This window comes from Chryseobacterium sp. POE27 (assembly GCF_039727685.1).
Classification (GTDB): domain Bacteria; phylum Bacteroidota; class Bacteroidia; order Flavobacteriales; family Weeksellaceae; genus Chryseobacterium.
Genome location: NZ_CP152475.1, coordinates 1,414,421 through 1,438,045 on the forward strand (window position 1 = coordinate 1,414,421; position 23,625 = coordinate 1,438,045).

Below are 23,625 nucleotides of genomic sequence, written 5' to 3' on the forward strand. Positions count from 1 at the left end.
CATGATATGCAAGAGCTCGCTGAACGAATCTATGAAGTTGTAAAGGATTATCGGAATCACGATAAGATTGAGATCACTCCGGAAAAGATTTTGGATTGGGCAGAGCAATTTGAGGATAACGGTTTCGTTGTGTTGACGGAACTTGACAATTTTATTTCGGAAGTTTATGTCTCTCGCGAAAAGGCTAAAAAATATGTCAAGGGTCATATCGGAAAATACATAAAGCTATTCGGCTATTCCAACGTAACACAGTTTTTAATGGATACTGAATTTTTGGATCTTCAGCAGTCCCATAAAAGCCAGCCGGCTATTTTAGAGCTACTGGATGAAGTACTGGATGAAAACTTTTCAGTTTCCTACAGAGATTATCTGACGTTCCCTAAGAAACACTATATCTACTTTGATGACATTTTAGCTTCAGGAAGTACAATTGGAAGACATATTTTGGAATTTTTAGGGCAGAAGGACAGCCGTGGTAAAACGTTTGCTGAGAAAGTTTCATTAAACGAGATCACCTTATCAATAAGTGTTTTTTGTCTGCACCAATGGGGCTTTTCTTTCCAGAATTTTAGAATCAACAAGACCTTTGGTGAAAAAGTAAGTAAAAAGGTTAATTGGTACTCTAATTATGATATCGAGAATCACGCAAAATTTGCTGACCAAAAACTCAACATAGCCAAACCTGTGAAAGGCAACAATATTAAGATCAACAGTTATTTAGAGAGCCTAACGGCCACAAAATATGAGGATTATGCATATAGAAGCAGGACCGATCCGGCAGAGGAGACCTTTTTTACAAACCCTGATAACAGGATCAAATATGAAAATATCATAACTGAAAAGGGAATTGATATCATTAATAAGATAGAAGGAGTAATTAAACCCAATTTAAGACCGCTCGGCCTCATTAATCCGGCCTATAAAATTTTTGGTCTGGGAACTCATTTTTTCACCTGGAGGAATATTCCCAATAATTGTCCGTTGGTATACTGGTGGCAAGTTCCTGGTCATCAATGGAAACCTTTATTTCCAGTAAGCAACAGAGGATAACTAAAAAATGTTTAATTTAGCACTATGAATCCAAGTATTAGAGAATATAATACAAAAGAAATTGTAACTTTTGCTAAAACCGAGAATAAGTTTGGAGGCCTTTCGAATATGGCTCCTGGGTATTCCTTGTTTATCAATGAAATCAATATTCAAAGTTCCGAAATTCTTTATCAGGCTTGTAGATTTCCGTTGTTCCCGCTGATACAGAAGGAGATCATTGAAACTAAAAATCCTATGGATGCCAAGGCGGTAAGCAGAAAATACCAGCAATACAGCAGACAGGATTGGGATAGCGTAAAGTTTAAGGTAATGAAATGGTGTCTAGAAGTTAAATTGATTCAAAACTTTGATACTTTTTCGGAATTACTATTAAGTACGGGTGACAAAACAATAGTAGAATTTTCTAAAAAAGATACTATATGGGGAGCTTCACCTTTAAACCCTTCTATATTGAAAGGAAAAAATGCATTGGGAAGACTTTTGATGGAATTGAGAGAAAAAGTCAAATCAAATATGATTACTAAAGAAAAAGTAATTCTTGAGCCACAAATCAAAGCATTTCTACTATATGATAATCCAATAAAAGAAATCCACAACGATAATTATTTTATTGATGACCTTGATGATATCTACGCATATTAAGAATTTTTGTTAGTGTTATTTATACATCTGTAGTTTCTAAAAGCATTGTCAGCCCCAATAATAACAACCGACTTACTAAATTTCATCAAGATCAATCGCGATGCAATTGCAACCAATCGTGGTTTTTACTATCAGTATTTACATGTTGTTTTGAAATGGCTGGATTACTATGTCAATGGTTTTGAAGACGACATTAAAACCGAAGTTGACGAGGATATCACAGAGATAGGTGACAAACTTGTGTTTACGCAGATTAAATGTTATTCCTCGGTGTTCAGTTTTAAATCACCCGAGATAAAGAAGTCATTATTTAATTTCTTCAGCTTATATCTCGAGCATTTCAACAGTGTAACACCCACAATTTTTCACTTTCTCACAAATACCAAAATTTCAGAAAGTGAGCAATTGCTACAAAGATGGGTTGCAGAGCAAGACAATATTGGAGAAGAAACCCTTCAGCAATGCGGAACAATCGTATCTGAGATTTTATTTTCACAGATCTATTCAAAGATTAAAAAATCTTTAGCAAAAAAAGGAATTTCAGATGATCAAAAAAAAGCCTTAGAAAAGAGCTTATCTTTATTTCAGAAATTACTCGATGATGAAAATTTGATTCATGATTTTTTGATTAAAGTACGGTGGGATTTCAAAGAATTACCTACCGAAGAAGCAGTTGATAAAATAATTGTTGATATCAATAATTATTTAGATCACCCCGTTTTTGAAAAAAGACCTAAAAAACTACTTTTCGATGTCCTTTTAAGTGAAATCTATCGTATATCTCAGCTAGCAGATCCAGCTAAAAGAAATGTTAACAAAAGCATTTTAGATGGTCTACTGAAATCGAATGATGATGAAATAGCGCATTACATTGATGTACGTTTTGCTCAATTGTTTTATTCACGATTTGAAGTTCTTGAAAAAGATGTCGCTGTCATGAAGAAAACAGTCGATGGTCTGATAGATATACAAAAACTACATGGAGAAAAACTTGAAGTGCTAAGTGGTAAGAAGCTAATTCCACAATTGATAACAACTATTCCCTTCATTAATCCATCAATGATGATTGGACAGGAAACCGTGATTGCCGACCTTCATGATCTCCTTAAAGATAACAAGCATGTAAGTTTGAGTGGCAATGGGGGAATGGGAAAATCTTCCCTGTTAAAACTGTATGTTTCGAAATATGCTCAGGATTATGATCACATCATTTGGATCAATGTTGAAACAGGCTTGGTAAGCACTTTGAATTTTCACGAGCAGTTAGCTATAAATCTCGATTTACCTGCTATAAATCCCGATGAATTCTCAGGCAGGTTTGGTTTAATCATAAACAAACTGAATCAGATTGCAGGTAATAATTTGCTTGTCGTTGATAGCTACGATAGTATCGAGGCCGAGATGGTAGAATTACAGTGTTTAGCAAATTGGAAAATTATCGTTGGAACGAGATTACGACTGGAGAACATAAAAACCTTAACCATAAAAAAATTAAGTTTTGAGGAATCTAAATCCGTTTACCGTAATTTCGACAATACTCCCAATATTACAGACGATAAATTTAAATCTTTATTTAATTATGTAGAATATAATCCATTGGTTATTGGATTAGTTGCCAAAACAATTAAGTATAGTTTTGATCTTAGTTTGGATATTATGCTGGATCATTTTGAACAGCAAAGTCTGGATGATGACAATCTCAAAATAGACATCCCCAATGATAGTGGACAATCACTCAATCTTTTAAAGATTTTAAATAAGACATTCAGCCTAAGCAAGATAGAACCGTTTGATGCGTATCACCTAAGTTTCTTTGCAATGCTGCCTTTGGAAGATGTGCAGTTTAATGATCTTGTTGATTGGTTTGGAGAAGAATACAAATCTGAAAGCAGAACAAATCTAACAAATGCGATCAATAAATTGCATGCGAAAGGCTTAATTGAACGGGAAGACACGCAAATTACAATGCATAAGGTCTTGAGAGATTCTATCATCTATCAAGAACGTGCAGAGGAACTGCCATTTTTAAGTCAACTTCACAATATATGGTGTCTTTTACTTGTGCTTAAAAGAGGTGCTGATCAGGATCTTAAACTTGCTTTACGATTTTTAAAGTTTGGAGAAGCGATCCTTAATGTGATCAATGAACCACATCGTAAGACCATTTATCAACCTTTGCTACAATTGGAAAATGAAGTTTTGAATATTTATAACTGGCTGGGGAAAGATCACATAGCTGAAAAGTGGACGAGCTTATTTGAAAGGGCTGAAAATAACCTAGATGCAACCGACCCGCTTCTTGGATTAATTGCCAATAATTACGGAATCGCTCTTGCAGCTGACGACGAGATGGATCAGGCTTTTAAATATTTTGAGCAGTCTGTTTCAATCTTAAGTCTTCATGAAGAGCACCTAACCAAACTGTTCATATCCATTTGTAATCTCTGCCATTTGTTTATCCAGCAAAGAAAGATGGATCGTTTCCAAGAGTGTTTTGAGAATCTTGAGCACTTAAGGCAGAAACACAATATTTATGATGATTTTTCCATGTCCGTTCAATGTCAGGTTTTGGCATTAGCAAATTACGAGTTGTTAAATTTTCCTGAGGCCATTAAACTGTTTAAACTTGCGATCAATCTCCATAAGGAACTTCCGGATGAGTATAGGAATGATGCCTTTCTTATGCACTACTATACCAAACTTGGGGAATCATTTTATTTCAACGGAGAGTTGGAAAATGCGTACACAGCTAGCCTAATTGCCCTTAATATTTTTAAAAACCTAAATGTAAAAGTATTAGGTTACCCACATCCAATATTTAATTTAATGTATTCTATAGCGCACACAAAAGACGATCATGAGCTTATGGAAAAAATTAAAACAATGAAAGAAAAGTATAACGACTGAGATATTTTTTTTCATTATTAAAAATCACACCCTGTTCAATTGTTCAACAACTTACTTTGCATTAAAACTTGATCGGCTATTTCCAACTAATGATCTTAAGTTTAAAACTTCAGATTTCCGAAAATAGCAGTCGCACCATCTATTTATTTTCATTAAAAAAATTATAGTTGGAAATAATTGCAATGTGCTACAATAAATTGCAGCGAGCTTTAATGTCTATGTAGAAATTTCTCGCAACATCTTATTATTAAAATTAAAATCAACAACTATAGGTATTTTGATGCAGCAATGATTATGATTATTATTCTTTTTCCCGATCGCTACGAATCAAAGAGAATATGCGGAAAAAATTCTTTATTAATATGAACATCAGGTACCTAAATAAGATATTATTATTCTAAATTTCCGCAATCTTTTTTCAAAAACATAAAAAGCCCTTCCCGGCAATGTTTTTGAAATGGGGTTGCCCATTTTCCGCAAAAATGCGTTTCCAACCACAGGAAGGAATTGCATTTTTGCCGCCCGATTTTCACCATCCACTCATTTTTTCGAATTCAAACAAAATAACCTGCAAAGTCTTTCGACATTGCAGGTTACTAAAAATTTATGTTCAAAGCTGTTTATTCGCTTCCTGCAGATTCCGCACAAAGCATTTATAGCACAATTCTATTTCTTCTTCGTATTCTTAAACGAAAACTCAATCCTTCCCATTTTCTTATCGAAGTCCATATATCCCTGATACGTCTTCCCTTTCTTACTCACCAGTCCCCTGATATACGTGGTCTCTCCTGCCTGTAGTTTCTCAATCTGCCACCTTCGAAGCGTAACGCCTCTGAAAGTGGCAGGAACACACCATTCAAAACCATCTCCCTTCAATTTCCGGTTAAAGAAAAATTCCAGCCCTTGCCTCTCCGCATTGAATTGAACAGTCGCATTAAAAAGCCTGTTATGTCTGGAAACCATATTTTCAACAAACAAAGGCTTTCCCGAATGAAGAACTTCCCTTTGCTCTGCACTTAAACTCACACCACAGATCACTTTCGGAATCCTCACAAATTCCATTCTCAAAGAAAACAATTCATTGGTCAGCTTATCCAAGCTCACCAGCGACGGAACCATCTCACCCGTCACGGGATTCAAAAGATCAACCACCCTCCCCATATTCCCGGAGTTCAAAAGGTTCATTCGATCCTGCTTTGAAAACTTATGCCCCATAAACTTCTTCCTGAAATCTACCCTTTTCTGAACCCGATGAACCTTAAGCACCACCTCCCCACTATCATTTAACCTCAACTGCAACCGTGCATCAACACAATTCCCTTCGTCACCGTCACCATCCCGTACCGGAATTAGCATAGGCGTTTTAAAGCCTCTCAACAACGGCTCCAAAGCACCCAACTTCTCCAATATTACTACATCCAGACCCATTTCGGACATTGCATCCCAGTTCACATCTTCAACCTGGAAACGGTAATTTGGATTGTATTTCACAAAAGACAATTTCTTATCAGAAACACTTTCCCCGGTAATCCCATGGAGCGTCTTCTGACTTCTCAAAGACTCTACCGCATCAATGGATACCTCATACTGCTTCAGTTCTTCTTTATCAACGATTGACGAACCCGCCAAATAGGACCGCAACCCTACAGCCGCTTCATAAGCTTCAAATTCCCGCACCTTAAAAAACGAATAGTCCTTCGGATCTTTAAGCCGACGGTAAAAATCGGCATAGAACTCCGCAAACGTATGTTCCGATGCATCAATTCGCATTACCTCAGCCACGTCCTTATTTTCAGGCCTTACATCCATTACCTCCCCGTCCGCACTTACGGACTTTACCACTCCAACGCTATTATTGCTATGACGCAGCACCAATAAGGTGCTGACCTCTGAAACTGCTGTTTGATTTCCGGTATTGTTCATGATCTTGATTTTTAAAATTTTTAATTATTGTTATGTTTTTTTATATGATTTCTGAACAGAACCATTGCCTTTAAAAGCATCACTACTATTATCGGATATACTGCTTCCGATTACTACAACTCCTTGCAGTCCGACTTCTGCTTAAAAAATAATAGTTGAGCATGAGGTCCGAATAAAGACTAAACAAGTTCTCAATCCGCCAACGTCTGACAGCATCCTTCCGATAAAAGATCTGTTAGCTTGTAAAGGCTTATCAGGCGAAACAACTTATTGCTATCTAAAAGCTTATTGATGCAAGGCGATTTCTGCTACTTATGATCTTGATACGTTTAATAACTATTTGATATAAGTAAGCTGATGGCAGTTAGCTTTTTGCTACCGGCTTCCCATTCAGAATTCTAAAATTCAAAAACGTATCATTAAATTATTTCAATTACTTAAACAATTAAGCAATGGCATCAGTCATTAATGTTCTTGCAACAGAACTTCACACAGTTATCATCCACCACTAACACTAAACAAAAGACAGTCTCATAAAGTTCAAGAGCCTCCCAACTGGCTTACGTCAACCCCTCATCCGCAAACGAGAAATAAGAATCCGAAGTCAGGATCACATGATCCAGCAGGGAAATATTAAGGATTTTCGCTGCCTCTTTGATCTGCGAGGTGATCTGTATATCCGCTGATGACGGCTTAAGATTTCCGGAAGGATGATTATGCGCAACAATCATCGCCGTAGCATTACAAAGCAGCGCCGCCTGCATTACGATCCTCACATCCACCAGTGTCGAAGAGATCCCGCATTCGGAGATCTTCTTAATGCCCAATACCTTATTCGCCTGATTGAGATACAGTGCAAAGAACGATTCCCTGTAATCCATCTCCTCCGCATCAAAATGCGCCCTGAATATTTCCACTGCATCCCGTGATGACGATATCGACCTTTCACAATTTCCCTTTCTTGAATAGCTCAGTTTAATTTCGTTGACAATATTGAATTTCATCTGAATTGCTCCGTGTGCGGCGGAGACCTATTTTTCCCGCACCTGCTGTTAAAAAACCTGTATGTTGCAGCTTGAAGGAAATCTTGACTTTTCATTTTTACCGAAGGGTATCACCTGATTTAAAGATCGTATCATACATTTTAAGATGGCATTAGATAATCTACAGATTGATAAGACATCTGATATAACTGTTCTGTTATCATGTAAGATATACGGACTTATATCAGGGGTAATCATAAGGATCAAAATTTTAATGAACTGCATTTGCATCTTGTGAGGTTTCTGACTTTTCTATGCGGATTACCATTCAGGCAGGTACAATGAAAACTGCAATCAATTCCTTGAAAACAATAAAAAAGTAGATTGATGAAAGCTTGAAATATTTTTGCGGAGGGTTTGGAATCTCTGATTCCGGATACCCAAAAAGATTTTTTTCAGCAGTGACAACGGAATAGATTTGCTATAGAAAATCAGGTGACTCGAAAGAAATGTATTTGAAATCAATTGAGACCTTAATAGCCTGTCAAACATCATGGTAGATTAAAACTGAGGAATCTGTTGATTTTATTTTAATTGATAAGCTATTAAATATTTTAACTTAATATTTTTAACGATTAAATTTTAAATTTGCGTAGATATTAATTGTATCAAATCCCGAGACGCTATAGATATATCTTGCATTAAAGATTAATAACCACTTAATGTAATAAACCTAATAAAAATTAAATAACTCAAACAATATGACTTTTGATAGATGTGCAATAATTGGCTACCCTCTAAAACCGGGTGATATGAAACCCATAGCTGGAACTACACTTGAATATGAAACTGAATATGTGGGCAAAGTAAAAATAACGCTCCCTGCTTATACAGAACTCCTTGAAGGAGATTTTGAGCGTTACATCATAGCTGGAATTTGTAAGGATAAAACATTGAAAAATGAAGATCCTGTTTTAATTGACAGCAATTTCATTCGAGAGGGATACAAAAAACTAAATCCACCGCTGCAGTTTGAAGAAAAATGCATACATTTTTTAAAATATCTGTATCAATTTGGGGGCAAAGACAATAAAGAATTTGAAATTGATTCGACCAAGCATTTTCCCCTCGCATTTTCTGATGCAGAGGAATTCACAAGAATTGTTGACCAACTAAAAAATGATGGCTTTATAAGCATCAGGAAAACGCACCAGATGTCAAGAAGTAGAGAAAGCCAGTTGCATATGGGTGTAAAGGTAACCAACGCCGGAAAAATTGAGGCGCAAAAATCCATGCCTAAAATGCCTTTATTCGGACTCGTAAACCAAGAAATAACAACAGGTAATCATGAATTCGATGAGAAAATAAATCACGCTCGACAACTTTTCTTTGACGATAATCCGTCGCTTGACAAAATGCGCTCAGCTTGTGAGGCTTTAAGCTATATCTTAGAACCGCTGAGAGAAGACTTGAAGTCATATTTTAATCAAAAAGACGTTTCTGATTTTTTTCAAATTGTAAATACTTTTGACATAAGGCATAATAAGGACACAACTAAAAATCTTATACACAAGGAACAGCTTGAGTGGGTATTCTATTCTTTATTAAATACGATAAATGCTTACACTAAACTCAAACAACGTGGATTATAATATATATTTTTTTGATACCAAAGAAAAAGAGCGACATAGTATAAGCAAAAAAATTTTAAAAGATTTCGACAGAAAAAAGAATTTACCGTGTAATTTTAAAGAGATCAGCAAATATCATGGTGTACAAAGTCTGATCTCTTTTAAGTATATATTGCTTGATAGAGTAAGATGCAGTTCTTAAAACTGCATAAAAAAAGATAGTCAATAAATATATCGTCTTCAATTTATTTGGAAATGACTCTATGGATGCAGGATTAAAATATGATAATTGTTGCAAAAAGTAATCTATAAAAACTATTTCTTACAACTCATTTAACCAGCTGCAAACTTGATCTAATCTCGCAGCTTACTGCGTAGAATCGACATATCATCACTGATTTTATTATCCAAAATCTTAGCATAATGCTGGGTAGTCGTGATGTTAGTATGCCCGAGCATTTTACTGACACTTTCAATCGGCACCCCATTAGACAAAGTAATTGTGGTGGCAAATGTATGCCTCGCCACATGAAAAGTCAGCGTTTTATCAATGCCGCACAAATCAGCAATTTCTTTAAGATATGAATTCATTACCTGGTTGCTAACCATAGGAAACAGAATATTAGAGATCATACATTTTGGATGATTTTCATACTTTAAGATAAGTTCTTTAGCCATAGGCAACAGTGGAATCCTAGCCGGGACGCCGGTTTTCTGACGACGGGTGAAAATCCACTGATCTCCGTCAATACCGATTGAGACATTTGATGCTGATAGTTGTTTGACGTCAGTATACCCAAGACCGGTGTAGCAACTGAAAAGAAAAATATCACGCACCTGAGTTAATCGATGCGACGAAAATTTCTTATGGTAAATAGAGCGGATCTCCTCTTTTGTGAGACAGACTTTTTCTACAGCTTTGATTTTTGCCTTATAAAAAACAAAAGGATCGTTCTTTAGCCAGCCATGTGCCATACATAACCGGATAATTTTCTTAAAATTTTTGATGTATTTAACAGCCGTATTATTGCCGCAATGACGAACAGTACGAAGCCAGAAATCATAATCTGTAATAAAATCAAAATCAATCTGATTGATATCAATATCCGTCACATTATATTTCCAAAGGATGAATTCCTGTGTATGCCTGAGCGATGTTTTATAACGTTCAAGCGTCCCTGGTGCGAAATCCCTACCAATCAGCGCTTCCATCCTGTCATTATGCGTTTGAAAGATGGGAATCAGCATTCTTTGCTCAAGATCTTTTCCCAGAAGTTTTGATTTAAGAGCCATTGCTGTGACATTATTTTTTTCTTTGAGCATCTCATAATGATGATCGTAGACTTTCTGCTCTAAAGTTTTGAGGTAAGCATTTAGTGTTCTGGATTCCTGCGATGATCCAGTCACTTTTCTGGCTTTAATATCCCATCTCTCCGGCTCAACATAACGCTTGCATGAAATGTCTGCAGCCTTGCCATCTATCGTGATCCGCAGGTAGATAGGGGCAGTTCCGTTAGCCCTAATCTTATTTTTCTTTATAAAAAATAACAGGTTAAATGTACTGTTCATTAATTGTGTATTTAGATTTAAAATAGAATTTTTACAAAATCTTCAGCTACCTGACGGTTTTCTGATGGCTACTATACCAGACTTGAAAGGTTGCAAATTCAAAATATGCTCATATTTTTAATAGTGACGTTTCGGCTATATTGCTGAACATTCTATTATTCCGGCTTTTTTTACAAATATATCAAAAATCTTCAAAATCATTCGCTTTAGCGAACAGTATTTTTCTTATTAATCTTTTCTTTTGAACAAAAGAATTACAGGAAAAATGTCAGATAAAGAAATTGTTAATCGTAAAAATGCGCTTTTTAACAAGCATCTATGCAATTTTATTGAAGCTAAGTTTTTACGGGAATACAGAAACCAACAAGGTAAGACAATTTCACAGAATGAATATGCTAAGCTTTGCGGTATAACGTCTTCAACAATTTCAAAACTAAAACTGAAGGAAGGCTATAATATTCCTATGTCCACGATCTATAGTATATTAAGACATGAACAATATTCTCTGGAGGAATTCTTTAAAGAGTTTGAGACTGCCAAAGGGATTAATATACCTGACTGAATCCTAACTATACCAGCAATTCATAATCTCCGGAAAAATGAGTTACATACTGGAATACATTTACAGTATGCTTTAATTCCATCCACTGACAATAGTGTTAATCTGCTCATTTATCGCACACTATTTTTATAAGGTTGATTTTGTTGAATTTAGTGCACCAAACTGGATTGATCAACTTTTATTTCAATTAACAAATAAACATGGATTCAAAAAAAAGAGCTTATGGCGCTCTTAGTTGAATTGGAAAAATATGGATTTAGTAGAATTCCTACGTTACATGTAAAATTTTCATTAGGTGCATATCTAGCGGTAAAGAATAAAAAAGAAAACTCAGGTGATCATATCCATTTGATGCGAATTTCCTCCTATCTATTTTCATCTGATGTTTTTTTACGGATAAAAAAAGAAAATATGAAATCAATCAATTAGATTTAGATACTAAATATAAAACGACGGTATTTTCTGGGATTGAAACCGATTTACTAGAATTTAAAAATATGCTGATAAATTTAAATAACCCAACATCGGTGTAAAAATCTTTACATCGATGCTACATTATTGTATTATTAATATCATCTTAATAGATTTGAAAATCTAAAGCTTGCTTAATTATAAAATATGTGGTCATAATCAACAATAAATTTTGAAGCTTCCTTTAAGCTATAGGGAAGTGATTTGCGAGCCATTGAGATTTCATTAACATCTTTTTTTAAGTTTATTAATATAAAAAAGATCGCCACATTTTTCCAAAATTAAATCAGTATTCATCTGCTCGATTTTATCTAATATCAGATCGCAGGTTGCTGAACTTTGATTATTGCAAATACTTATAATTGCCTCTGTAGAAATTCTTACAGGTGAAAAATGAGCTTTTTGAATTTGGTCTATACTATAATTTAATAATCCTAAATTCAGAATAATAATCAAATCATCTATAGAATTTTTATTCGAAAATTGTTGCCATGTTGAGAAATTAAAGTGACTTTCTATACTAATGTATTGAAATGGATTTTCTGCTATCAATTCTTTAAGTTTTCTAAATCCAAGATCACTATTTGATAAAATCAGATTTTTTATAATATTGGTTTCTTCCATCATTCCATTCTGAATCAATACATCATAATAAACTATTAAAAATTTTTCTACAAAAGAATTTTCTTTATTCTTTATCAACAATCCTAAAACGAAATCTAAAAAATACATTTTAGGAGTTATAAATCTTAAATCGGTCAATTCTTTAAAAAAGTTTATATCATCAGAATATAAAAGCTCCACAATTTTTTTCGCATAATAAGAGCTTCCAGAAAGCAAATATTCTTTAATTCTTGATTTAAGATCAAAGTTCAATAATGTTAAATCAATTTTTTTTCATGCATATATTTTACATAAAAGTACAAACTACTATCCTCTTCAGTTTTATTTGCATTTTGTATAATTCTTTGAGCAACCTTTTCTTTTGATACATGATTTTCAATTGATTTCAAATCTTCTTCTTTAAAACTCATAAAAAAAATCATGTTTAAAAGTAGATCTTCATCCAAATCAAAATTGAAATATTTTTGAAATTTACAAATCATCTTAAATATCTGATAATCATTTTCTTCCCATTGCTGATTTGTATGCATGTACTTTAAATATAAAGAGTTCATTTTGTCAGTATTTGATATACACCAATTTTTTATAAATGTGATGTGATCAGCAGATAAAATAATATTAGAATCATCTTTTTCGGGCAATGATCTTTTCATATTTAAAATAATATCATATTCATACATCTCAATATATTTAGCTATATCATCGATATGTAGAGCTTTTGGCGTTTTAAAATTTTTGCGTAAAATCTTCGATAGCAATTCTTTCGAATTTACAGTTACGTTTTCTCTTAAAAACTCTGTATTATAAAAGTCTTTTCTAAATTGATCAAGATCCTCGTACGATAATGATTTTTTATTTTTGAAATGAAAGATTTCTCTCATTTCTATTTCAAGTTGTTGATTACTAAATAAGACATCAAATTCTCTTTGTCTTTCTCTTCTATAGGCATAAAACTTTTTTTCAAACTCATCTTTATTCAATTTATTATTGAATCGGAAATCAGAATTATCTTCGAAAAATTTCTCAAATTCAATCGCGAAATCTATTGATCTATCATATGATAAGATTTCTCTAAATTCAATAATGAAGTCATTGTCGACTTTGTTATCATTATACTTTTCAACAATGTCATCAAAGAAAGTATATTCAACAATTGCGGCTAGAAAATATTTTAGAGATCTTTTCTCAGTTACATTATCTAGGATTTTATCGAATACTTTCTTCTCGATTTTCAGTGCTTTTACAAGATCAATAAAATTATCCTGCTCAAAAAATCGTATTTTATCATTAAATATTGCGGTGGAGATAATGAGAATTAATTCTTCTTTATGATCATTATTTACAGCTTCAAATTGTTTTATAAAATGACTTATAAAATTGCGAATATAAGTCTCTTTAATTTCAGAGTTTTTATGTTTTTCAATTAAGAACGATAGTATAGTGAGAAGAGCTTTCGGCGACGAAATTTTTTTGAATATGTTAAAAACGCTTTCCTTTCTTGAGATCATATTTCTTGTAGAAGAAGCGCTTTTCCATTTTCGCTCTATTGATTTTTGCAGAATTTTTAGAAAATAATCAACATTTGTTTCAATTAAATCATTTGATATTGAAGAAAAAATGGCATCAATAACTTCTTTATTATCATATGCCTTAAGTTTATCGAAAACATTTTGATAAAAAGCATGATCAATTTTCAAATCTGTATTTCGGATAATTGAAAAGCCCTGATATAACAAATATTGTTTCCCTTCAATATCTCTTTCAAACTCATCAATAATCTGAAAAATCAAATGTTTCACATTTGATAGCTGTATTGGTGAAAATGACATATGAGATAGAAGATCTAATGCAGATATCCTTGCTCTCGTATGAATAGACGTATTTTTTCCAGCATCGATCAAATAATTGACATTCTCAGTTACATTACTAAAAACACCAACCTCAGATAAATTCTCGATCCACATCGTATTTTTGACACAATTTTCTTCAAACAACTGCTGTAAACATTTAATTTTTATCTTATCAGAGATTCGATTATGGTCTGCTTCAAATATAAAAGCAATATCATGATTACTGATCCAATCGACAATCATCTCAAAAACTGTAATAGGTAGTTCTAAATTTAGAAGAAAGGACACAACATTAATCCAGGTAGGATGTATTTTATTAGATTTTGCATCAATACGGAGAATATTAATGATTTCTTCAAAATCCAATTTTGCCAATACTTTTGCAACAAAATATTCTTGAATATTTTTATGTTCAAAACTCCAAGTATTATTCTCCAGATTTTCTATTAAAAATGGATTTTTAAATACATCAATCTTTTTTTTACATAGGAAAGTTATCTCGCTAGTTGATATTGAAGTCTTTTGCATCGATTCCAGAGCGACTGCTATTTTTTTTGATGATTCATAAATCTCAAATTTGTCAAAATTCAAGTCATTTCGAAATTTATTATTTTCATCAAGCTCTAATCGACTTTCAATATACTTCTCAATTAATTTTGATCTGTTCAATAAGATTTCACCTGTATTCTTATAATACGAACCAAGTATTTCCAAGTAAAATGGATTTTCTAAAACATCTCTGTATTTATAAAAACTAAATCCTTTTGCTAAAGTTATATCAAGATTAAACTTTTTAAATAAGAATCGAATGGCAGCGCCTTCAGTTACTTCATTAAGAAAACATGTATCTAGATTTTGCAAATCTTTTACACATTTTTTATAAATACTGGTCCTGCAGCTAATTACAAACTTCATTCGTATTTTACTGATCAGTTCTCCATTATCCGAAATAAATGATCGGAATTTATTTGAAAAATCTACAATATTGTGGACTTCATCTAAACCATCAAAAATCACTACAAGATCATATATACTTTTATAATCTGAAGGTAATAATTCTTCAATTTTTGTATCGGTATTGAAATTTTTTAGAGATTGAAATTTAGGAATCTTAAAATTTTGATCCATCATATTCCAAAGTACTACAGAGAAATTTTTCAATTCTTCGCTTTTTCCATAACCAGGATTCCCCAAAATTACCACTCCCAGTTTTGCATTACTAAGATAATCAAGGAGATCAAGATTATATTCTGAATTGTTACTGACATAGCGATCATTCTCCTGAAACTTCCTAAAGTTTCTCAAAATATGAAATTCATGAATAGAATTCTTTCCTATATATTTTTCTCTATCTTCTTGAAAGATTACTACTTTTTTTAAATTTTTGTTTGAAAAAATCATTTTTTCAAAACGACGTAATATTTGCTCACGTTTAGTTCCTTCTATTCTAGATAATTCATTCTTATAAACCTTTTTAAACAATTCAGGATATAAGCTAAAATATTCTTCAATAAATGATTCTGGTGTTAAAAATTCCACAGGGCATCTCTCGTTTATAGCCTCGTAAAAACCTTCAACTTTAGAGTTTTCATTTGTATTTGAAAAGTCTTCATAGGGAGATATAAATAATAATAAATCAATATTTTGATGGGTGGAGACAATGTGTGGGATTTTTTCAATTGCCTGAGTATAATTCAAATGTGTTGAATAATCCTTACATTCGGCAAAAATGGTATATCTTCTGTATCTATCGTCTACAATCTGTATCAGATCATCATAACCATCTTGTGAGCCTGATTTTTGTGTCCTTTTTCTTGTAACTGTATAATTTAATTCATTAAATATTTTTTCCAGGAAGTCAATGGCATTAATTTCAAATTCTCCACCTTTCTTTGACATGCTTAAATGTTTTTGATAAATTACAAATTTAATTAGTTAATTCAACTTAAACAGACTGGAAAATATTTAAAATTTGGTATTATTATAATTACATTTATAAGTTGTATATTTTATCTAAAACATCAAAGGTCTTCTCTAGATTTGAAAAACCTGAGATTGTATTTGAAAAACTGGAATTTTAGAGTTTAGATCCGGTAAATTCAAATATATAGTTGCTTAATTTATTTCATAGAAATTACACGGAAGTAGACAGTAAGATTGTATATTTGGGCTAAACTAAAAAGCCAAATGTATTTATCTTACATTAAAATTGAAAACTACAAAGGGATCGAATGCATTGAGTCCGAGTTCGATCCCAAAATAAATATTGTAATTGGAGAAAATGCCAGTGGTAAATCTGCATTTATTGATGCAATCAGATTACTGTACAATATTGGAGAACCATTAAGAGAACTTTCAGTTTCTTTCGACGATTTCTTCCAGAAAGTAATACAAATTGGAGAATCAAAAATTCTTCATAAGTCGACTTTAATCAATATAACATATATTTTTAAAAATCTGTCAACCTCACAAAAAGGAGCATTTTATGAATTCATGGTGATTGATCCCAATGACGAAAACGAAGATTATGCTAGAATCACTTTAAGTTACGAAAACAGAGGTGGAAAATATCCGTATTTTTCTTACAATACTGGCAATATTGATGGCCAAAAAGCTGATTATAAAACTTTTGAATTATTTCAACATTATTATCTGGGAGCACTAAGAGATAGCACAAGAGACCTTCTTACAACCAGAAATAATATACTTGGAAGTGTGATCAGAAGATTCGTTGGTCGAAAAAAAACCGAATCAGAAATTGAAAAAATCATAAAGGATGCAAATACACTATTACTGCAAAGAGAAGAAGTAAAGAATACAAGAGAGGGAATTAATGCTAATTTGGGAGGTATTTTTAAGAAGTTCATAGACAACAAAATTGGCCTTCAGATTGAAGAAGCCAAAATAGAATATATAGTCAATGCGATCAAACCTTATCTACCTCATGATAAGACAAGTTTAGTGGAAGATGGCTTTAGGTTAGGTCAGAATAGTCTGGGGTTAAATAATTTGATTTATATAGCCGTGGTTTTGGGGGACATCAAAGAACAACAAATAGAGGAAAACAACCTCCCTCATTTTGCACTTCTAATTGAAGAACCTGAAGCTCATTTGCATCCACAATTACAGCTAAGTTTATATTATTTTCTTACTGAAGCAAATACTTCTGACAGTGGGCAATTATTTATTACAACTCATTCTCCTACTCTTACATCAAAAGTTCCTTTAAAAAACTTAATATTATTAGATTGCGGTAAGGCAACTAAACTAGACAGTCAATTTCAAAATAGGATTCCTGAAAATATTGTAGAAGATACTACCAAAAACATTTTACTGAAAGAAGATGATTATAGTATAAGATTAAAGAAGTTACAAAGATATATTGACGTTACAAAATCACAATTACTGTTTGCGAAATCAGTTCTTTTTATTGAGGGAATCTCTGAGGAACTACTTATTTCAGCTTTTACTCGCTTAGAAGATTACCTTTTAGAAGATTATAGAACAGAAGTCGTTAATGTAAAAGGAACATCCTTTTATCCGTTCTTATATTTATTCAATAATGCAGAGATTGAGAAAAGAATTAACAAACCAGTTTCAATAGTAACTGACGACGATAGATATACAAATTCAAAAAATTCAGATTTTAGTTTTGAAAAATTAATAACTGAAACTACGGTATTAGATCACCTTTATAAGGAAATTCAAAATGGACAGCCTTCTTCGAGGATTAAAAATTTAAATTCAGTAAAAAACGGAGCTGAAAACATAAAAGTTTTCTCATCATTTAAAACACTTGAATATGAAATTGCATTAAATAATATCCCTAATGACCGACGAAAATTTAGGGACAATTTTCTAGTTAGATACTTATATTTGACAGATCCTGAGAAAATTGATAAAATAGAAGCATACAACAGAAGTTTTCATGATGATTTGATGACTGAAGAAGAAAAGAGAAAGGTGGCTATTCTCGTCTGGAAATCTATCCCAAATAAAGCTGAGTTTGCACAGGATTTTTCGATTTATCTTCTTGAAAATCTATCAAAGGCAAAATCATCTTTCATAGTTCCTTCATACATATTGGATGCTTTATCACACTTAAAACAAGGCTTATAATGTACTATATTAATAACGAGAGAAAAATTTATTTAGAAGCTAGAGGAAAAGTTGTTTTAAATGCCTGTCCAGGAAGTGGCAAAACCACTACTATCGCAAAGAAAATTTTAGAGATAGAAAATTTGAAAGAAATATCCTCTCATTCCGGAATCGCTTGTCTTTCTTTTACTAATGCTGCCAAAGATGAAATAAATGAAGCATATATGAATTTGGCTGGAAGACAAATCCAATTTCCAAATCACGTATCTACAATTGACAGCTTCATCAATAAATATATTACTTTACCATTCTACAATGTATTAAATAGAAATTTCAATCGTCCTAAAATATTAGATCACACCGATATTTTGGATAATATGTGGAAAACTAAATATACAGACAGGACAACCGGAGAGCTTAGAGAGGGCTTAGTTTGGCCATTAAACAGTGTAGATTATAAAGGAAAAGACAACAGAAGCATTTATCACTTGTACAAACCCAGTGAAATAAGGATTGAGCCCGATGGCACATTCAGTATAGGAGGAAAGCAACCCTTGCCAGAAAAAGTCGAATACAAAAACTTTATTAATTATTGTAAGTTTATAAAAAAAACACAATTTGAAAAAGGGCTCATCTCAACGGGAGATTCAGCTTATATAGCACTTTTTTTACTTAGAAAAAATCCCAGAATTAGTCAATGGCTAAGCAGGAGATTCCCACATATAATCATTGATGAGGCACAAGATAATTCTTTACTACAGCATGCCATCTTTGATGAACTGACAAAAAACGGTTTAACAAATTTAGAGTTGATCGGTGACCCCTATCAAAGTCTATATGAATGGAGAGACGCATCCCCTAAGGAGTTTTTAACAAAATACTCAAACGATACCTGTTGGCAAGCTTACAATCTTACCGACAATAGAAGGTCATCACAGAATATTATCGATATATTTTCGCTTGTGAGAATTTCTGGTGATCCAAAAATCAATAGTTTGGATTGTGCGGAGATAGAAGATTCGATTGTAATATATAAATATAATACTACTAATTTTCAAAATATATTAGAACATTACGAAAGTCGATGCTTAGTCAGTAATTTCAAGAAGAGCTGTATCGTAGTTAGGGGAAATACGCTAAAAGATAAACTGCTTGGTAAAGAAAAAGAACAGCGTCCTTGGAACTCTGATTTACCAACAAATTTAATCGAGTTGAAAAATCTATATTTAGGAGGTGATGTAAAAAACGCTATAAATCAAGCAAGAAAAATCTTTATTAAATTAATATATAAGGTGAAAGATGAATTTCATGATTTGAAAGAAATCGAAAGACGAAAAAAGGAAGATCCTAAATTCAATTCCCTAATCATGAACACATTATATAAAATGCCTGATCTCAGCAATTCAATTCAACAATGGACAAAAGACACTGAGATATTTCTAAAAGAACAGCTTGGGCTTGATCATGAAATAGATTTTCTTTTAAAAAAACGAAAATCAAAATATTTCGAAAAGACAACCTTACTAGATCCGGTCAGTCATCATTTTCAAAAATCCTTTTCGAAATACAATATACCAATTACCACTATTCATCAAGTCAAGGGTCAAACATTAGATTCCATTTTAGTATTTTTCAATGAAAGAAAACATAAAGACAATATTACATTTGATAACATATCAAATGAACAGGATGTATTTCCAGATGAAACGAGAAGATTAATTTATGTTGCTTTATCTCGTCCTAAATATCACCTCGCCATGGCATTTCCAAAGTCTGTTTCAAATAAAAAGCTATATGAAAAATTTGGTGAAAATATTCAAATCATACCAATATAAATATAGTTAACAATATACTTGAATACACCACACTCCATTTCATCATTAAGAAATTTTATTCAATTATTAGTTATCACCTTCAAAATCTGCTCAATATCAGTTAATAAATGGTTTGAGAATAGTCCTGTTAAGTTCACAAGACAGGATAAATATACAAGAGGATAATATCTCTTTTATTCTAAGATTACATTATAATCCCAATTATATATTTTATAACAAATCAAGTCACTAAATAAACTAGTTCCAGTATTACATTAGTAGATATAGGCATTTAATTACAGTCATGATTTATTACGTAAAGAAAATTCTATTGCTTCTTGTTGGATCTCGTCATTTGATTTATGGCTATTTTTCAGCAACCATTCTTCAATTTTTTTCCGTTCAAAGAATAGAATTTTTCCAGAAGGCTTTGAAAATGGGATAGAATTGGTATGAACCAATTTGTAGATATAGGATTTCTTAAACCCCGTGTAATCCGAAAGCTCCTCTACATTAAGAATTGCTTTGAGCCCGAATATATGTTTTTCAATTCGGTTGAGCTTATGAATGATGATTTCGTTATTTTCCATCTGTTTCTTTTAATTGATTTACAAAAACAAAAGTCAACAATAAAAATCGTAAATAAAAGACTAGCAATAGCTTGTGGCCTAAGTACGAAAACTCTGGGTTAATTTTAAATGTAAAAAAGATTAAAAAAAGTTTATTCTGAATTCAATTGATTATAGAGCGATTTTCACTGAATTAAATAGAAAACTGAGTTTTCATAACTCGATCTTTAATTCCGGAATAATCTCAGCAGCTTCCTTCATTTTGCTATCCACAATTTTTGCATAGATCTGCGTTGTTCTTAATTCCCTATGTCCAAGTCTTTTAGAAACTGTGTAAATGTCCGCACCGTTTTCCAACAACAGGACTGCGTTCGTATGTCTGGCTGAGTGAAAAGTAATGTGCTTAGGAACTGCAGCTCGATTGCACCAGCGTATAATTTCAGTATTGTAGGTCATTCCATATTTTAAACCTTTGAAAACTCTTTCCTGCGGATCTTGTCTTTCGCCCAACAATTCCCTAGCTTGTTTTGATATATAGAGATATTCTACGCCATCTGTTTTTTCCTGTCGGAAATTGACTCTAGAAACATCACCTTCGTCACGAACTTCTTTCCATATCAAAGTATTAATGTCTGACCAACGTAACCCTGATAAACAAGAAAAAAGAAAAGCTTTTTTTAAAACCGGATATTTGCATTCTGCTTTGGCTAAACGCTGTAATTCATCAAAGATTAGATATTCTCTTTGGCTTTCCGCCTGTTCAAAGGATTTTACTTTTGATGCATAATTTATTGTCAGATATCCATTATCAAAAGCATTTCGTAGCGCAGCTTTAAACTTGTTGAAGTAAGAATGTTTTGAATTTTGAGAAAGCGGCAAATCACTTTTGGTGCGGGCATCTTTTTCAAAGTATCGGTGAACTTTCTTGACGAAACTTTCATCCATTTCATCGAAAGTCATATTTTTTGGAACAATCTTTTTGAGATGTTGTAGCGTTGAAAACCAGTTACCGTAATTATTAGAAGTATCTTGCTCTTGCTTCTCTTTTGTTAACTCCTCAAAGTACGTTAAAAAATTTCTTTTACTTTTTACGGTATCTTTCAGATCATAGCGTCCCTGAACATATTCAGCTTTTTTAATTGCCAAAATACTTTCGGCAAGAGCCATAGTTTCTTTATTCTCTTTTTTTTCCTTAGCCGACTTCGGGTCGGGCTGTAAATACAGTTTCAAATACTCAAAATTTCGCAGGTGAACTCTTCTTCCTTGTGCATTAGTAGAAGAACCTTTGTAATACTCAATGAAAAGACTAATCCTTCCATCAGCTAAATTTTTCTGTTTTAAAGTAATATTCATATCTTTTATTTGAGGTGTACATTTGTACACCTTTGTACTACTTTTTTGTAGTTCGAGGTGTACAACAGGTGTACAAATATATAAATAAACTCCAAAAAGAGAAAATAAAATTATTATAAATAATTGATAATCAAACAAAAGAAAGAAAAAGAAATCAAAGAAAAGCTAAATTATTTCCCGATACAAAACTTAGAAAAAATGTTACCCAATACCTCATCATTCGTCACTTCACCGGATATTTCCCCTAGATGCTCCAATGCATTTCTCAATTCATAAGCCAGCAGTTCGGTAGAAATCCGGAATGATATCGCTTCATTTACTTTATGCACTGCGTTTAGGGATTTTTGTAACGCTTCAAAATGACGCTGGTTGGTGATTACCACATTATTTTCTGATGCTTTTAGCTGCTCAACATACGAGGACAGCTCATTTTTAAGATCTTGAATATTCTGGTTCTCAACTGCAGAAATTTTAATAAAATCAAACTCATGAGAAATTTCCTTTCTGAAAACATCTTCCAGTCTTTCATAATGATGTGGCATGACTTCATCAATTTTTGTTGCGCAGATAATCAGTTTCAGGTCATTCCTTAACAAAGAACGAATCATTTCAATATCTTCGGAAAAATCTTCAGTTCCCGCATCAGCCAAATACACCAGAATATTGGCATTCTCCACTTTTTCTTTTGCTTTTTTTACTCCAATGGCTTCAATTTCGTCAACCGTTTCTCGAAGTCCGGCTGTATCGATCAGGCGGAAAGCATGTCCCTTAATATGCAGAATTTCCTCAATGGTATCTCTCGTTGTTCCGGCAATATTGCTAACGATCGCACGTTCTTCCTTCAATAAAGCATTTAATAAAGTCGATTTTCCTGCATTAGGTTTTCCGATAATCGCAACAGCAGTTCCGTTTTTAATAGCGTTTCCGTACTGAAAACTTTCGATAAGCGAGTTAAGTTTTATCTCGATTTTATTGAGTAATTGAGTAAGCGCAGTTCTGTCTGCAAATTCTACATCTTCTTCCGCAAAATCAAGTTCAAGTTCGATCAGAGAAACGAAATTCAGCAGATCAGTTCTGAGTAGAGAAATTTCATTGGTAATGCCACCTTTTAGCTGACTGATCGCTACCTTTCGGGATGCCTCATTTTCGGAAGCAATCACATCTGCGATCGCTTCGGCCTGAGAAAGATCAATTCTTCCATTAATAAAAGCACGAAGCGTAAATTCTCCCGCTTTTGCCATTCTTGCACCGTTTTTGATCAGTGTTTCCAGAATACGTTTACCGATGTGCGGAGAGCCGTGAAACGCAATTTCCACCGAATTTTCGGTTGTAAAGCTTTTCGGAGCCAGAAAAATAGAAATCATCACCTCATCAATTGCCTCTTCTCCATCCATAAAATACCCGTAATGAATCGTGTGAGACTTCTGTTTTGCCAGGTTTTTACCGGGAAAACTCTTCTGAACTACAGGTAAAGCATCATCTCCGGAAACCCGGATAATCCCCAAAGCTCCCACTCCATTGGCCGTAGCCAGCGCACAAATGGTATCATTATTCATACTGCAAATTTACGTTTTTTCAC

Annotated in this window: 15 protein-coding genes; 7 read left to right on the plus strand and 8 right to left on the minus strand. The window is 33.0% G+C overall.

The window, feature by feature from the left end:
• Positions 1-6: 6 nt before the first annotated feature.
• Genes AAHI02_RS06540 through AAHI02_RS06550 form a run of 3 tightly spaced genes read left to right on the plus strand, consistent with a single transcriptional unit; the run spans position 7 to position 4,599 of the window.
• Positions 7-1,050 carry a hypothetical protein gene (locus tag AAHI02_RS06540; protein WP_346986003.1) on the plus strand — a complete coding sequence of 348 codons (1,044 nt, stop codon included), beginning with the start codon at positions 7-9 and terminating at the stop codon, positions 1,048-1,050.
• Between the two features lie 24 nt (positions 1,051-1,074).
• Positions 1,075-1,692, plus strand: a complete 618-nt coding sequence (locus tag AAHI02_RS06545; RefSeq protein ID WP_346986004.1) for an NADAR family protein — start codon at positions 1,075-1,077, stop codon at positions 1,690-1,692.
• Positions 1,693-1,737: 45 nt separating this feature from the next.
• Positions 1,738-4,599 carry a hypothetical protein gene (locus AAHI02_RS06550; RefSeq protein WP_346986005.1) on the plus strand — a complete coding sequence of 954 codons (2,862 nt, stop codon included), beginning with the start codon at positions 1,738-1,740 and terminating at the stop codon, positions 4,597-4,599.
• Between the two features lie 666 nt (positions 4,600-5,265).
• Here AAHI02_RS06550 and AAHI02_RS06555 read toward each other — a convergent pair.
• Together AAHI02_RS06555 and AAHI02_RS06560 are read right to left on the minus strand one after the other, a co-directional pair.
• Positions 5,266-6,522, minus strand: coding sequence for a DUF3945 domain-containing protein (locus AAHI02_RS06555; protein WP_346986006.1), 1,257 nt, complete (start codon positions 6,520-6,522; stop codon positions 5,266-5,268).
• A gap of 560 nt (positions 6,523-7,082) precedes the next feature.
• On the minus strand, positions 7,083-7,526 hold the full coding sequence (locus tag AAHI02_RS06560) for a JAB domain-containing protein (RefSeq protein ID WP_346986007.1): 444 nt from the start codon (positions 7,524-7,526) through the stop codon (positions 7,083-7,085).
• A gap of 791 nt (positions 7,527-8,317) precedes the next feature.
• Between AAHI02_RS06560 and AAHI02_RS06565 the strand changes: the two genes are divergently transcribed.
• Positions 8,318-9,157, plus strand: a complete 840-nt coding sequence (locus AAHI02_RS06565) for a hypothetical protein (RefSeq protein WP_346986008.1) — start codon at positions 8,318-8,320, stop codon at positions 9,155-9,157.
• Between the two features lie 333 nt (positions 9,158-9,490).
• On the opposite strand, the gene AAHI02_RS06570 is transcribed toward AAHI02_RS06565, so the two are convergent.
• On the minus strand, positions 9,491-10,705 hold the full coding sequence (locus tag AAHI02_RS06570) for a site-specific integrase (protein ID WP_346986009.1): 1,215 nt from the start codon (positions 10,703-10,705) through the stop codon (positions 9,491-9,493).
• 265 nt (positions 10,706-10,970) lie between these two features.
• Here AAHI02_RS06570 and AAHI02_RS06575 point away from each other — a divergent pair, with 265 nt between their 5' ends.
• Entirely contained in the window at positions 10,971-11,267 is a 297-nt protein-coding gene (locus AAHI02_RS06575; protein ID WP_346986010.1) for a helix-turn-helix transcriptional regulator, read from the plus strand.
• A 696-nt stretch (positions 11,268-11,963) separates the two neighbouring features.
• On the opposite strand, the gene AAHI02_RS06580 is transcribed toward AAHI02_RS06575, so the two are convergent.
• Positions 11,964-12,614, minus strand: coding sequence for a hypothetical protein (locus tag AAHI02_RS06580; protein ID WP_346986011.1), 651 nt, complete (start codon positions 12,612-12,614; stop codon positions 11,964-11,966).
• A 5-nt stretch (positions 12,615-12,619) separates the two neighbouring features.
• Positions 12,620-16,111, minus strand: a complete 3,492-nt coding sequence (locus tag AAHI02_RS06585) for a hypothetical protein (protein ID WP_346986012.1) — start codon at positions 16,109-16,111, stop codon at positions 12,620-12,622.
• Positions 16,112-16,399: 288 nt separating this feature from the next.
• On the opposite strand from AAHI02_RS06585, the gene AAHI02_RS06590 reads away from it, so the two are divergent.
• The gene (locus AAHI02_RS06590; protein WP_346986013.1) at positions 16,400-18,331 is read left to right on the plus strand and encodes an AAA family ATPase; all 1,932 of its coding nucleotides are present in this window, start codon (positions 16,400-16,402) and stop codon (positions 18,329-18,331) included.
• Complete coding sequence (locus tag AAHI02_RS06595; protein ID WP_346986014.1) at positions 18,331-20,145, plus strand: ATP-dependent helicase; 1,815 nt, start codon at positions 18,331-18,333, stop codon at positions 20,143-20,145. The genes AAHI02_RS06590 and AAHI02_RS06595 overlap by 1 nt, the downstream gene beginning before the upstream one ends.
• A gap of 281 nt (positions 20,146-20,426) precedes the next feature.
• On the opposite strand, the gene AAHI02_RS06600 is transcribed toward AAHI02_RS06595, so the two are convergent.
• The 3 genes from AAHI02_RS06600 to mnmE all read right to left on the minus strand — a co-directional run bounded on the left by AAHI02_RS06600 (position 20,427) and on the right by mnmE (position 23,602).
• Complete coding sequence (locus AAHI02_RS06600) at positions 20,427-20,714, minus strand: helix-turn-helix domain-containing protein (protein ID WP_346986015.1); 288 nt, start codon at positions 20,712-20,714, stop codon at positions 20,427-20,429.
• A 192-nt stretch (positions 20,715-20,906) separates the two neighbouring features.
• Entirely contained in the window at positions 20,907-22,046 is a 1,140-nt protein-coding gene (locus tag AAHI02_RS06605; protein ID WP_346986016.1) for a site-specific integrase, read from the minus strand.
• 170 nt (positions 22,047-22,216) lie between these two features.
• On the minus strand, positions 22,217-23,602 hold the full coding sequence (mnmE, locus tag AAHI02_RS06610; RefSeq protein ID WP_346986017.1) for a tRNA uridine-5-carboxymethylaminomethyl(34) synthesis GTPase MnmE: 1,386 nt from the start codon (positions 23,600-23,602) through the stop codon (positions 22,217-22,219).
• Positions 23,603-23,625: the final 23 nt, after the last annotated feature.